General features: G+C 71.4%; 10 protein-coding genes. 2 read left to right on the plus strand and 8 right to left on the minus strand.

Annotation, left to right across the window (positions count from 1 at the left end; all coding sequences use genetic code 11):
• Nucleotides 1-189 precede the first annotated feature (189 nt).
• The 4 genes from VGJ24_RS09260 to VGJ24_RS09275 form a co-directional block, all read right to left on the minus strand.
• Nucleotides 190-783, minus strand: coding sequence for a hypothetical protein (locus VGJ24_RS09260; RefSeq protein WP_331500259.1), 594 nt, complete (start codon nucleotides 781-783; stop codon nucleotides 190-192).
• A gap of 183 nt (nucleotides 784-966) precedes the next feature.
• Nucleotides 967-2,124 (minus strand): M20 family metallopeptidase, encoded by a 1,158-nt coding sequence (locus VGJ24_RS09265; protein ID WP_331500260.1) that lies wholly within the window; start codon nucleotides 2,122-2,124, stop codon nucleotides 967-969.
• Nucleotides 2,124-3,233 (minus strand): amidohydrolase family protein, encoded by a 1,110-nt coding sequence (locus VGJ24_RS09270; protein WP_331500261.1) that lies wholly within the window; start codon nucleotides 3,231-3,233, stop codon nucleotides 2,124-2,126. The genes VGJ24_RS09265 and VGJ24_RS09270 overlap by 1 nt, the downstream gene beginning before the upstream one ends.
• Nucleotides 3,226-4,698 carry an APC family permease gene (locus VGJ24_RS09275; RefSeq protein WP_331500262.1) on the minus strand — a complete coding sequence of 491 codons (1,473 nt, stop codon included), beginning with the start codon at nucleotides 4,696-4,698 and terminating at the stop codon, nucleotides 3,226-3,228. Before VGJ24_RS09275 ends, VGJ24_RS09270 begins: the two co-directional genes overlap by 8 nt.
• 122 nt (nucleotides 4,699-4,820) lie before the next feature.
• Here VGJ24_RS09275 and VGJ24_RS09280 point away from each other — a divergent pair, with 122 nt between their 5' ends.
• Nucleotides 4,821-6,194 carry a glutamine synthetase family protein gene (locus VGJ24_RS09280; RefSeq protein WP_331500263.1) on the plus strand — a complete coding sequence of 458 codons (1,374 nt, stop codon included), beginning with the start codon at nucleotides 4,821-4,823 and terminating at the stop codon, nucleotides 6,192-6,194.
• 107 nt (nucleotides 6,195-6,301) lie between these two features.
• Here the strand turns inward: VGJ24_RS09280 and VGJ24_RS09285 are convergent, their stop codons facing one another.
• Nucleotides 6,302-6,472, minus strand: a complete 171-nt coding sequence (locus VGJ24_RS09285; protein ID WP_331500264.1) for a hypothetical protein — start codon at nucleotides 6,470-6,472, stop codon at nucleotides 6,302-6,304.
• On the opposite strand from VGJ24_RS09285, the gene VGJ24_RS09290 reads away from it, so the two are divergent.
• Nucleotides 6,471-7,271, plus strand: coding sequence for a deoxyribonuclease IV (locus VGJ24_RS09290; RefSeq protein ID WP_331500265.1), 801 nt, complete (start codon nucleotides 6,471-6,473; stop codon nucleotides 7,269-7,271). The genes VGJ24_RS09285 and VGJ24_RS09290 overlap by 2 nt on opposite strands.
• A gap of 55 nt (nucleotides 7,272-7,326) precedes the next feature.
• Here VGJ24_RS09290 and VGJ24_RS09295 read toward each other — a convergent pair whose 3' ends face one another.
• Genes VGJ24_RS09295 through VGJ24_RS09305 form a run of 3 tightly spaced genes read right to left on the minus strand, consistent with a single transcriptional unit; the run spans nucleotide 7,327 to nucleotide 11,929 of the window.
• Nucleotides 7,327-9,777, minus strand: a complete 2,451-nt coding sequence (locus VGJ24_RS09295; RefSeq protein WP_331500266.1) for a CHAT domain-containing protein — start codon at nucleotides 9,775-9,777, stop codon at nucleotides 7,327-7,329.
• A 4-nt stretch (nucleotides 9,778-9,781) separates the two neighbouring features.
• Nucleotides 9,782-11,416 carry a S8/S53 family peptidase gene (locus VGJ24_RS09300; RefSeq protein ID WP_331500267.1) on the minus strand — a complete coding sequence of 545 codons (1,635 nt, stop codon included), beginning with the start codon at nucleotides 11,414-11,416 and terminating at the stop codon, nucleotides 9,782-9,784.
• A 30-nt stretch (nucleotides 11,417-11,446) separates the two neighbouring features.
• Nucleotides 11,447-11,929 carry a hypothetical protein gene (locus VGJ24_RS09305; RefSeq protein ID WP_331500268.1) on the minus strand — a complete coding sequence of 161 codons (483 nt, stop codon included), beginning with the start codon at nucleotides 11,927-11,929 and terminating at the stop codon, nucleotides 11,447-11,449.
• Between the last annotated feature and the right edge of the window lie 147 nt (nucleotides 11,930-12,076).

A 12,076-nucleotide genomic window follows, 5' to 3' on the forward strand; every position in this document is an offset into this window, starting at 1 on the left:
CACCTCCTCTGGACTAGAGCGGCCACGGACCATCCGTGGCAGGAGGGCTTTGCGTTCTCGTTCAACACACACGGCGTACGACGCGGGTCGGCCACCGCCGTGTCCGGACGGGCCGGACAACTGCAGAAGATTAGCAGCGCGACGGGCGCCGACCGAATCGGTCGACGCCCGTCGTAGGTGCTGAACCGGTCAGGCGGGACTGGTCGTGGTCGTCGACTCCCGCATCCGCATCACCGACAGCCCGAGGCCTGCCAGCACCGCGATCACCGCGAGCCAGTAGCCGAAGCCGTGGCCGGTGTCGCACGTGAGGCCACCGAGGCCGCTGACGCTGTTGCAGTCGCCGCCCGGGAAGATGAAGAGGGCGAGGATCAGGCACACCAGCGAGAGGCCGAACGACCCGACCGCTGCCTGGTGGACCGCTAACGGCAAACTGATGCCGAAGAGCGCGGCCGCCACCACCCCGGCGCCGGCCAGGGCAACCCAGACCGCGAACCAGCCGAAAAACCCGTGGTACGCCGACCCTGACGTCGAGGCGGAGATACCGGCGGCGCTCACCGACGCGGTGTAGAACGGCATGAAGCCGGCCAGGAACGCGATCACACCCGCGGCGATGATGCCCAGGTCGAACTTGTGCGCCCCCTGCAGTGCCGAGGTGGCACCGAGTCCGGACTGCGATCCACCCGAGGGCTCCGGAGCTGCCGGCGGTGGTGTGGCCGAGCCGTCCGGCGGAGGTGAGCCCTCACCCGAAGGCTCGGACGGGTTCTCCCCGTGTTGGTCAGTCATTGGTGTCCTCATTCTCCCGGTTCCGACTGACGGCGCGCCGATCCGGAGCGCCGGTTCCACAGCACAGGAGGAAGGCCCTCGGGCCGTAGATACGGAGCAACCTACGGTGCACTGATGGCCCACCACCACTGCCCCACGCCCTTACTTGGGGCGACGACTGACCGTCCTGGAGCGGGTCCGGGTTCAGGGCGTGAGCGCCGCGCAGTAGCCCGCGATCAGCGCGTCGGCGACGGTCGCGACGTACGCGTCATCGGGGAGGTACGACGCGTCGTGCAGCCCACCGCGTTCGGCGCCGGTGCCGACGAACACCATCAACCCACGCACCTGCTCGCAGTACGCCGCGAAGTCGTCGGACCCGAACGACCGGAAGGTCGGGTCGACCGCGTGGCCGAGCTCGCTCAGGATCTCGCCGGCGCGTACGGCGAGCCCGACGTCGTTGGCCAGCACCGGCTCGCCCCGGCCGATCGTCACCGACGCGTGACACCCGTACCCGGCCGCCACCGACGTCGCGATCTCCTCGATCGCCCGGTGCGCCGTCTCGCGATCGTCGGACCGCATCGTCCGGACCGTCCCGGAGCAGACCGCCCGCGACGGCACGACGTTGTCCGCGGTGCCGGCATGCACCTGGGTGACCATGCACGCGACCCCGGCGGTCGGGTCGATCCTGCGTGCGCCCACCTGCTGCAGCGCCACGACGACCGCCGACACGGCGAGAACGGAGTCGTCGACGGTGTGCGGATAGCCGGAGTGGCCGCCGCGCCCGCTGACCTCGACCCGGAACGCGTCCATCGCGGCGTTCACCGGCCCCGGCGTCACCGCGATCACACCGGTGTCGACGCGCGGCTGCACGTGGGCGGCCACCACCGCCTCGATCCCGTCGAGCCCGCCCTCGTCGACGATGTCCTTCGCCCCGGAGTCGACGCCCTCCTCGCGAGGCTGGAGCACGGCGACCAGCGGACGGGGCAGATCGATCGTTGCGGCCGCACGGACCACGGCCGCCAGCCCCGAGAGGTGGACGTCGTGCCCACACGCATGCATCGCGCCGTTCGTCGACGCCCACGGCGCGCCGGTGGTCTCCTCGACCGGCAGGCCGTCGAGCTCGGCCCGCACCGCGATCGCCAGACCTGTGCTGCCGGGCAGTGGCAACAGCCGCCCGGTCTGTGCCACCACCGAGCCGTCACCGAGGCCGATCCAGTCGACCACGGTCTGCGCGGTCGGAGTCTCGTGCCCACCCAGCGCCGGAGAGGCGTGCAGCTCGTGCCGCAGCGCGACGGCGTCCGGGAGCAGGGCCTGCACGGCGGCCCGCCACCGTGACGCCAGCTCGTCGGTCGCCGGGCCCATCACAGGGCGTAGGCCCGCCGTGCGTTCTCGCGGCCGACCAGCGCCGCGACGTACGCCGCGTCGTCCGACGTCGCATCGCCCGAGGCCACGAGCTCGCCGAGCACCGTCGACATCGAGCGGCGGAAAAGCAGGGCGCCCAGCCGGTAGAGCTCCGCCAGTCCGTAGGCGTCGGAGGAGAACAGCAGCTTCCCGAACGGCACGAGCTCGAGGGTCTCACGCAGCACCCCGGTCGACAGAGCCCCCGTGTTGTGGGTGGTCAGGCCGAGGTCCATGAAGACGTGGTCGAAGACCTGGGCGAGGTACGCCGCCTGCCGGTGGTAGGGCCAGTTGTGCAGCAGCAGCACCGGCACCCCGCGCTCCTCGGTGGCGCGCAGGAACGCCGTCAGGCGCAGCGGGTCGCAGTCGAGCAGGTCGAGGTCGCTGTCGCCGTACCCCACGTGGAACTGCAACGGCAGCCCGACCTCGATCGCGGTGTGCGCGAGCCAGCTGCTGACCGTCCGGTCGGCCAGGCGGCGGCCGTCGACCCTCGACAAGGCCCGCCGCAGCTCGTCATCCGACGGCTTGGTGGCCGGCAGCTCGAGCCCGACGCGGTACGCCGCGATGCTCTTCGCCCCGACCGCGCCGGCCTTCCGCGCGGCGCGCAACCGGTCCTCGACCTCTCCGGGGAAGCTTCGGCTGCCCGTCGCCAGCACCCGCTCGGCGAGCCGCTCGAGCCGGACCACCTCGTATGCCGTACCACCGCACAGCGCCGCCAGCTCATCCATCGGCGTCAGCCCGTCCGGCCCGAGCCCGGTGTCGATCAGGAGGGTCCCGATGCCCGCGGCCCCCATCAACCGTCGGCTGACCTCGGCGCCGCCGAGCTCGGTACGCCGGGCCAGGTACGCGTCGGCCGGCACCAACGGCTCCAGGTCGAGCAGCGGCGCGCAATGTCGGCGGATCGCCCAGCCCAGCGTGGAGTCGAACAACGTGGTCCCGAGCGGCGCCGCGCGGACGGCCTCGTTCATCAGCCCCTCGAACGCGGGACGGTCCAGATCGGCGGTGAGGATGCCGTGGCAGTGGTGGTCGACCAGGTCGACCAGGTGGGCGGTGAGGTCCGCGGCGTCAGCCACCCAGGATCTCCGGCTCGCTCTCCTCGTCCAGCTCCCGCAAACCGCTCGACAGGCGCTGCGCGAAGCCGGGCACCAGGAAGGCGACCAGCGCCACCAGCAGGACCCACCCGAACGCGACCACCGGGAACCACTGGGCGGGACCGGAGGTCGGGTAGGGGATCACGTTGCGGTAGATCGTGTAGCCGATCACCACCAGTGCCGCTGCGGGGATCACGATCTCCCAGGTCGGCACCTGCGGCATCTTCTTGTCGATCCAGATCAGCTTGATGCAGCCGATCGTCGCCAGGACGTAGGCCACCAGGAGGATCAGGGTCCCGATCGTGCCGCTCCACAGGAACGTGTCGAACGGCTTCGCGTTGAAGAACACCGCGCAGATCAGGCCGATCACCAGGACGACGCCGGTCACCGTCATCGCCGCGACCGCGGGGGTGTCGTTGGTGCCGGTCCGGCCGAGCGGATGGCCGGGCGAGAAGTCGCGTGAGATCGCGAACAACAGCCGGGAGGCGCCGACGACGCAGGCCAGGCAGCAGGCGAACGCGGACACGCAGGCGCCCAGGGTGATCAGGTCACCTACCCAGGAGCCGATGTACGACGTCCCGAGGTCGCCGACGAGCGCGGGTGACGCGATGAAGTTCGCGACCCCCTTGTCGTCCGGGCCGAACGCCATCATCTCGATCGCGGTGACGACGGTGAAGTAGACGCCGCCGAAGATCGCGGTCCAGAGGATCGCCCGCGGGATGTCACGCTGCGGGTCGTTGGTCTCCTCCCCCAGGGTCGACGCGGCCTCGAAGCCCGCGAACGACAGCAGGCCGAAGATGATGCCGAGGAAGAGGTCGGACGTCGGGGTCCCCGGCGGCACCGAGAAGACCTTCATCGTGAACTCCGCGTCGCCGGGCGCGTTGCCGGCCAGCATCCGCACGAGCACGACCGCCGAGACGACCACAATCAGGGCGACGGTGATGCCTTCGGCGCTGAGCAGCACTTCGGCCGCGCGCTTGGCCGGGACGATCGCGAGGAACAGCGCCAGGGCCAGTGCCACGAACCCGACCAGGAAGCCGGCCCAGTCGGGCTGGTTGTTCCAGACGCCGATGATGTCGAGGAACGACGCGCCGAAGATGCCGGCGGCCGACGAGGTGACCAGGGCGTAGAAGATGTAGGTGCCCATCAGGCCGAGCCCCGCGATCGCGCCGGCCTGCGGGCCGAGCGTCGAGCCGGCGAACACGTACACCGATCCGGCGTGCCGGTAGTACTGGCAGAGCCGGACGAAGACGTAGGCGATCAGCAGCACCGCGATCGCGGCCAGGAAGAACGCCAGCGGCGTCGCGCGGCCGACGAGGCCGGCGGTGCCTTGGGGATTGATGTTCGCGGCCATGCTGGGCGCCATCAGGGCGACCGACAGGCCGACTGCCTGCCAGACCGAGAGTGAGCGGCGAAGCGACGTACCTTCACGAACCGGTGCGGTCATCGGGGGATCCTCTCGTCGAGAACTGACCTCCACGGAGTGTGATCCCGGCCCTATCCTTTGTCCATAGGTGTCCAATCCGTGTGCGTGTCCCGCCGGAACGCATGGATCCGAAGGGAAGTCGCGTGGACCTCGCCGACCGTGACCGTCGCCTGACCCACGCCGAGGGGCTGGTCCGGGAGCTCGCCGACCGCGGCGTCGTCGCGGTGGCGACCAGCTTCGTCGACAACTCCGGCATCTCGCGCGTGAAGTCCGTGCCGCTCGACCGGCTGCCGGCGCTGGCCGCGTGGGGCGTCGGTTTTTCGACCGCCTTCGACTACTTCCGCTTCGACGACTGGGTGGCCGCGCCACCGGGTGGCCGGGCCCCGATCGGCGACCAGCGGATCCTCCCGGACCTCGACCGTCTGGTCGTCCTCGCCGCCCAGCCGGGCTGGGCGTGGGCGCCCGGCGACCGGTATGCCCAGACCGGCGACCCCTACCCGATCGATTCGCGGCTGTTGCTCACCCGCTTGACCGACGGGCTCGCGGACCGGGGGATCCGCGTGCTGTCGGCGATCGAGATCGAGTGGGTGGTGTCGTACGAGGGCGACGAGTACCTGCCCGCGGTGGCCGGTCCGGCGTACGGCCTGACCCGGCTGGCGAACGCCTCGGACTACGGACGCGACGTGCTCACCGCTCTCGCCGAGCAGGGCGTGGCGGTCGAGCAGTTCCACCCGGAGTACGCCGCGGGACAGCTCGAGCTGTCGGTGTCGCCGGAGTCCCCGGTGCACGCCGCCGACACCTCGGTGCTGGTCCGCCACACGATCCGTGCGGTCGGCGCGCGGCACGGCCTGCGTACGTCGTTCTCGCCGAAGGTGGACGCGGCCGGGGTCGGGAACGGTGGCCATGTCCACCTCAGCCTCGGGCGCGACGAGCGGAACCTGATGGCGTCCGGCTCGGGGCCGTTCGGGCTGACCGACGAGGCGACGGCGTTCGCGGGCGGGATCCTCGAGCACCTGCCGGCGCTGCTCGCGATCGGCGCGCCGTCGGTGGCGTCGTACCTCCGGCTGGTGCCGCAGCACTGGGCCGGCGCCTACGCGTGCTGGGGCTTGGAGAACCGTGAGGCGGCCCTGCGCATGGTCACCGGCTCGCACGGCAGCGAGGAGTGGGCGGCCAACCTCGAGGTGAAGTGCTTCGACCTGCACGCCAACCCGTACCTGATGTTCGCCGGGCTGCTGGCCACCGGAACGGCCGGCCTCGACGGTGGTGCCACGCTGCCCGACCCGGTCGACGTCGACCCGGCTTCGCTCGACGACGAAGCGCTGGCGGCCCGCGGGATCAGGCGGCTGCCCGACAACATGCGCGAGGCGTTGGACGCGTTCGTCGCGGACGGTGTGCTGGCCTCGGCGTTCGGTGAGCCGCTGGCGGGTGCGATCCGCGCCGTACGCGAGTCGGAGCTGGAGCTGTTCGACGGGGCGTCGCCCGAGGAGGTCGCGGCGGCGAGCCGCTGGGCGCACTGAGTCTTCCAGGCGGGTCGGGTGGTTGCTCTAGTGGCGCGATCGCGCGGTTATGACAGCCGACCGGCGCAATTCACTGCTCTAATGGCGCGATCGCGCGGTTATGACAGTCAGCCCGTCTTCTCGCGATTCAGCGCCACGGCGATGGTCATCACGCCCGCGGCGACGATGCCGACCAGGGTGAGGGTGAACACGATCAGGACCACGGCGTTCATGGGCTCAGCCTGCCACTGACCGGCGGTGAGCGCGCTGTCGGTCCGGCTTCCTACGATGGCAGGCATGAGCACCATCCCCCTCGGAGCGCATGTCGAGCAGACCGACCCGATCGCGGAGGCGGAGGCGCGACATGCGCTGCACGTGCAGTTCTTCCTCGGCGACCCGCAGGGCTACAAGGGCCCCGAGATCCGATACGCCGGCGGCGCGGAGGGGCTGCGGGCCGACGCCGAGGCCGCGGGCGTCGGGCTGTACGTGCACGCGCCGTACATCGTCAACGTCGCCACCACGAACAACCGCATCCGCATCCCGTCGCGCAAGCTCCTCCAGCAGCACATGGACGCCGCGGCCGAGATCGGCGCACGCGGGCTGATCGTCCACGGCGGCCACGTGAACAACGACGACGACCCGGCCGTCGGCTTCGACAACTGGCGCAAGGCGATCGAGGCCACCGACATCAAGATCCCGCTGCTGATCGAGAACACCGCCGGCGGCGACAACGCCATGGCTCGCTACCTCGACCGGATCAAGGGCGTCTTCGACGCGATCGCCGGCGCGGCATCAGGGTCGGACGACGTCGGGTTCTGTCTCGACACCTGCCACGCCCACGCCGGCGGCATCCCGTTGGAGTCGGTGGTGGACGAGATCCGCGCGATCACCGGCCGCATCGACCTGGTGCACTGCAACGACAGCCGCGACGAGTTCGACTCCGGCGCCGATCGGCACGCCAACGTCGGCGCCGGGAAGATCGACCCCGACCTTCTGACGTCGGTCGTCCGCGACGCGGGTGTGCCGGTGGTTTTCGAGACCCCGGGTGGGGCCGACGAACACGTGGCGGACTTCGAAGCGGTCCGCTCCCGGCTGTGAACGGTGGTGATGTCGGCCAAGTCCGCTGATCGGGCCGACCTCGACCCCTAGAGATTCACCCGAAGCAGATCAGCGGCGCGGGCGGCCCGTCGGGGTCGACCTCGCTGAGCGCACGCGCCAGCGCGGCCGCGGGCGCATGGCCGGCGGACAGCTCGCGGTGGAGTGACACCAGTACGTCGTGCGCGACCGCGTCGTTGATGGCCGCGGCCGACGCGATCACGCACCGGGATCCCGCGTGGAGCCACGCCGCGGTCATCCCGATCAGCTCCTCGCCACCGCGCAACGTGGAGCGGCCGACCTCGCACGCCGACAGCAGGACCACGTCGGGCACCGACGTGAGCTGGTCGATGTCGTAACCGAACCACGGGCCGTCCGCGAGCTCGAACCCGGAGAACAGCGGGTTCTCCGAGGAGTGCCGCCCGTGAGCCGACACGTGGAGCACGTCGACGGACCCGGCCAGCTCGCTCACCGCCGATGCGGTCGCCTCGGCCCCGTGCAGGACGGTCGCGAGCGGCCACGTGGATGCGGCCGCCGAGGTCTCGGCCTCGGCCTGGGCGACGCGTGGACCCGCGACGAACCCCGCGGACGCCGATCGCAGAGCGACCGTGTTGCGCGACAGCCACGACGTCGCCGACTGCGCCACGGTGACCGGTCGGCCGCGGTTGCTCGGCAGGACCGACCACGGGACGGCGGCCAGGACACCCGAGGGCGTGAGGACCAGCTCTCGATCTCCGATCGCCTCGACCAGCGGCGCGACCAGCACGTCGTCGAGGCGCCCGAGCCGGCTGCGGAGCTCGGACCTGATCGCATCCGCGAAGGGGCCCGGCAGGTCGGCCGCCGCCATGTCGAGGTCGGGCAGGAGGCCACCGGTGAGGAGGTCCAGAGCGGAGCGCGGTCCGAGATCGACGACGGAGGCCGTCGCCGAGGTGACCACCAGCGCGGCGACCTCCCGGTTGGTCACCACGTGCGCGACCAGCGCCCGCTCGGGCCCGAGTCGAGCCTGGACGTCCGACAGCGTGACGGGATCGTCGTACTCACCGGAGCCACGGTTCTGCCACGCCCGCTCCCGCACCCGCTGCCGGAGCTCGGCCTGGCGCGACGCGCCGACCCTGGTCTGGTCCTCCGCGGTCGCCAGCGAGCGCAGCTCCTGGAGGTCGGTCTGGGACTGCTCATCGCCCGGCACCCGCACCGGTTGCACCCGGCTGGCCAGCATCCGCGCCCGCTCCGACCACTCGAAGAGCGCGTCCGGCGATCCCGACGCGACAGCGACCCGGATCCCACGGACGGCGAGGCGGCGACCGTGCCCGGTCACCATCGTCTGGAGGTCGAGGCTGCCGAACGAGCTCTGCCACTCGTGCAGCTCGGCGAGGCCCTGCCGCAAGTGACGCAAGGCGTCGGCCCGCCGCCCGGCGCGCTCGGCGAGCGCGGCCCGCACGTCCCGCTCGCGCAGCCGTACGCCGAGCGGGGCGCGCGCCGGGACCCGGATCGCCGCCAGGCGTCGACGCGCGTCGTCGAGCTCCCCCCTCCTCATCGACACCAACGCGGCGTCGAGCTCGATGTCGAGCGCCCACCAACGCAGGGCCAGGGCCTCGAGCTCGGTGGTGAGCGCCTCGGCCCGGCGAACCAGAGACGGACCCGTGCGTCCGAGCCGCACCTCGGCGCCGTGGACCAGGGCCTCGGCCTTGAGCCGGAGCGCCGGAGCGTCCATCCGAGCGAAGCGGGCCCGGGCAGCGCGAGCCGCCCCCAGCGCACGTGACGGATCGTCGGCCAGCGTCGCCCGGGCGATGATGAGCTCGGCCTCGCCACGGCGATGTGGCATCCGGTGCTGGCCATAGGTCCGCGCAGCCTCGTCAAGGGCGGCCAGCCCGCGCCGGGTCAGGCCCGCGGCCATCAGCACCTCGGCCCGGTCCTGGTTGCAGATCGCGGCTCCGACCTGGCTCAGCGGCAGTAGGACCGGCCGTACCGCGTCCATGTGGTGCAGCGCCGAGACCAGGTCCCCGCTCAGGAGGTCGGCGTACCCGAGGTTGTGCTCGGCCATGGCGGCTTCGAGCTCGTTTCCGCTGGGCTTGAGCAACGCGACCGCTGTGGCGAAGTCCTCGGCCGCGTGGCGGCCGGCACCGCGCGCTAGGTGGACGTTGCCCCGATTGATGTGCGCCTTCCCGAGCTCGACGGGGTCGGTCAGCATCGCGATGCCGACGCCGAACGCGTCCAGCGCCTCGGCGGTCTCGCCCTGCCGCAACAAGATCAGCGCTCGCTGGCTGTGCAGAACCCCCAGCGTTTCGAAGGTGACTCCCGCCATCGCCAGCGCCTCGTCGCAGACCCGGAGCGCCCCTATGTGGTCGCCGAGCTCGACGGTCAGGAAGGCGCGGCTCGCCTCGATCCTGGCCAGCACGTCAGGCTCGACAGCCTCCTCGCGGGCGCGCTCCAACAACCGGCGGGCAGCAGGCAGCCGCCGACCGACGAGGGCCTCCAGGCCCGCTTGATGGAGCTCGTGGGCGCTCCGCACCCGCCTATTCTGGCCGTTGGATGTCGGTGAGGCGCTCCACCGCCCGCCAACCGCGACGGACAGCCGCCGCCGCGCCCTGCGGTGGGTTCTTGCGGTTCATCAGGCTCTTGGACATCGCGGCGGCAAGCGCGCCCGCCATCAGGGGTGCCGCGAACGACGTCCCGCTCCACACGCCGAAGCCGCCGCGCTGTTCGCCGTCGCGTCGACGCCCCGAGCGGAAATCGTCGGGGTCGACGGATTCCCGGAGCCGCCCGTCAACCCAGGTCTTCGCCGTGGGCTGCAGGCCCCCTTGGAACGGCGGCATCGTGCTCATCAACGACGCGCCCGGTGCGTAGCTGCGTACCCAGGCGCCCGCGTTGCTGAAGAGCGCGTCCGACGTGTTCGGGTTCAAGGCCCCCACGGAGACGACCGGCACACGATCACGGTGGCGGTGCACGGGGCCCTTGCGGTTGCTCCATGGCGCGAAGGCGGCGGGGTAGCACGGGCGGTCGGTGGCGTCGTTGCCGGCCGAAGCGACGACGACGACACCGAGGGCGGCGAGCTCCTCGAGGATCGTCAGCAGGATGGGGTCGAGGAGCTCGTCCGCCTTGTTCTCGTGGTAGTAGCCCATCGACAGGCTGAGTACGTCGATCGGGTGACCGCCGCGCTGGCCATCGCGCTCGAGACGGACCAGCTCGGTGATCTGCGCCAGCGTGGTCAGCCACTCCGACTCGACCAGAGGCCGGTCCGCCGGGATGCCGCGCCAGGACAGGATCTGGGCGTCCGGACAGGCCTGGTGGACGAGACCGGCCAGGAACGTGCCGTGACCGGCGATCCGGTCGATCGAGCCGTCGAACGGACCGTTCAGGTCGCCGTGGCGCTCGGGGTCCGTTGCCGGATCGGCGTCGCCGATGTGGTGGCCGTAGAGCTTCACATTGGTCTTGACGACGCCGCCGTCGAACCAGAAGTGCGGGTAGCAGCCGGTGTCGAGCAGTGCGACGACGGGACGGCGTCCGTTGATCGCGGAGTTGGGGAACCGGGTGGGCTTGGGGCCGGCGTACGCGATCGGCTGGCGGCCGCCGCTGCCGAGGACGCCGTAGCTCAGGAGCCCTGCCGACGCCCCCGTGGAACCGTCGGGGTGGGGCACGTCCCACGGATGAGGCACGTCCCACGGTTGCGGCTGGATCCACGCCGACGGGTCGGGCGAGTGCGGCACGTCCCAGGGATCTGGCGTCAACGGCGTGGTCGACACCACGTGGTCGAGGTCCACACCCCGCATTGCCTTGCGTCCGTGCAGCGCGCGAGCCGTCTGGAGGAGCACCCACGCATCCGGGATCTGCGTCACCGGAGTGGAAGGCCCAGTGATGCGCACCGTACGTACCCCGAGCGGGAGCTTGCGGGCCTTCGCCGGCTCGGACTCCAGCTTGACCCGCCAGTCCAGGCTGTCGGCGGCGGTTGTCAGCAGGTCGACATGTTCTTGGAGCCGGTCCCCCTTGGCGATCATCAGCCGGGTGCCGACGTACGCCGTCGGGCTCCCCTTCACCCCGTCGACGACCGGGGCGCGATCGGGGTCGAGGATGCGCGCGTCCGCAGCGTCAAGGTGTGCGCCTCGTGGCATCCGGGGCTCGCGTGCCAAGGGGACGTTGCGGGAATCAGGCATGGTGGGTCCTCGCTGCGTTGCTGGGTGGGGTCAGATCTCGAACGCGGGGGTGCCGAACGTCTGCTCGTCGGCGAGCTTGAGGGAGACACGGTAGAAGCCGGTGGGCAGGTCGGGGAACTCGAATCGCCCGGTGTCGGCGGCCATCCCCTCGAAGGTGCGGCCATCGCCGCCGACCTCGTGGATCTGCACCGGACCGCTCGCGGCCGGGACGACCCAGCCGTCGAGCCGCGCGCGGCCCTCCTCCTCGGATACGCCGACGCGGACAAGGAGGTCGATGCCTTCGCCGCCGAAGCGCAGCGTGTAGGACCGCGCGCCACCGCGCGTGCCGACCAGCTCGGCGAAGCGCTCGACGACGAGCAGCATCTGGAGCTCGAGGTCCGGGTCGTGGTCGGCGATGTCGCGGGTCACGGCCACCATCCGCTCGACCATGCCGTCAGGGACGGGGTCGATGGCATCGGTCGCGCGGCGTACCTCGGCGAAGAGTTGCTCGTCCTGGAGGTGCGGATCGGTCATCGGATGCCTCCTGGGGACGTCGCTGGGCGATCAAGATCCTCGCAGGAGCATGGCGGAGCAGTCCGTCGCCGACAATGCCGACCGATGGGTCGGGCGGGCGCAGGCTGGGTCATCGGTGCGAGGTTCACCGTCGTGCGGTCCTTGCTG

The organism is Nocardioides sp., assembly GCF_036493135.1.
Classification (GTDB): Bacteria; Actinomycetota; Actinomycetes; order Propionibacteriales; family Nocardioidaceae; genus Nocardioides.

Bases quoted from the DNA above. Each gene is read 5' to 3' on its own strand.
- VGJ24_RS09285 (WP_331500264.1), bottom strand. From the start codon at position 6,472: ATGCCTGCCATCGTAGGAAGCCGGACCGACAGCGCGCTCACCGCCGGT.
- VGJ24_RS09305 (WP_331500268.1), bottom strand. From the start codon at position 11,929: ATGACCGATCCGCACCTCCAGGACGAGCAACTCTTCGCCGAGGTACGC.
- VGJ24_RS09300 (WP_331500267.1), bottom strand. From the start codon at position 11,416: ATGCCTGATTCCCGCAACGTCCCCTTGGCACGCGAGCCCCGGATGCCA.
- VGJ24_RS09290 (WP_331500265.1), top strand. From the start codon at position 6,471: ATGAGCACCATCCCCCTCGGAGCGCATGTCGAGCAGACCGACCCGATC.
- VGJ24_RS09275 (WP_331500262.1), bottom strand. From the start codon at position 4,698: ATGACCGCACCGGTTCGTGAAGGTACGTCGCTTCGCCGCTCACTCTCG.
- VGJ24_RS09260 (WP_331500259.1), bottom strand. From the start codon at position 783: ATGACTGACCAACACGGGGAGAACCCGTCCGAGCCTTCGGGTGAGGGC.
- VGJ24_RS09265 (WP_331500260.1), bottom strand. From the start codon at position 2,124: ATGGGCCCGGCGACCGACGAGCTGGCGTCACGGTGGCGGGCCGCCGTG.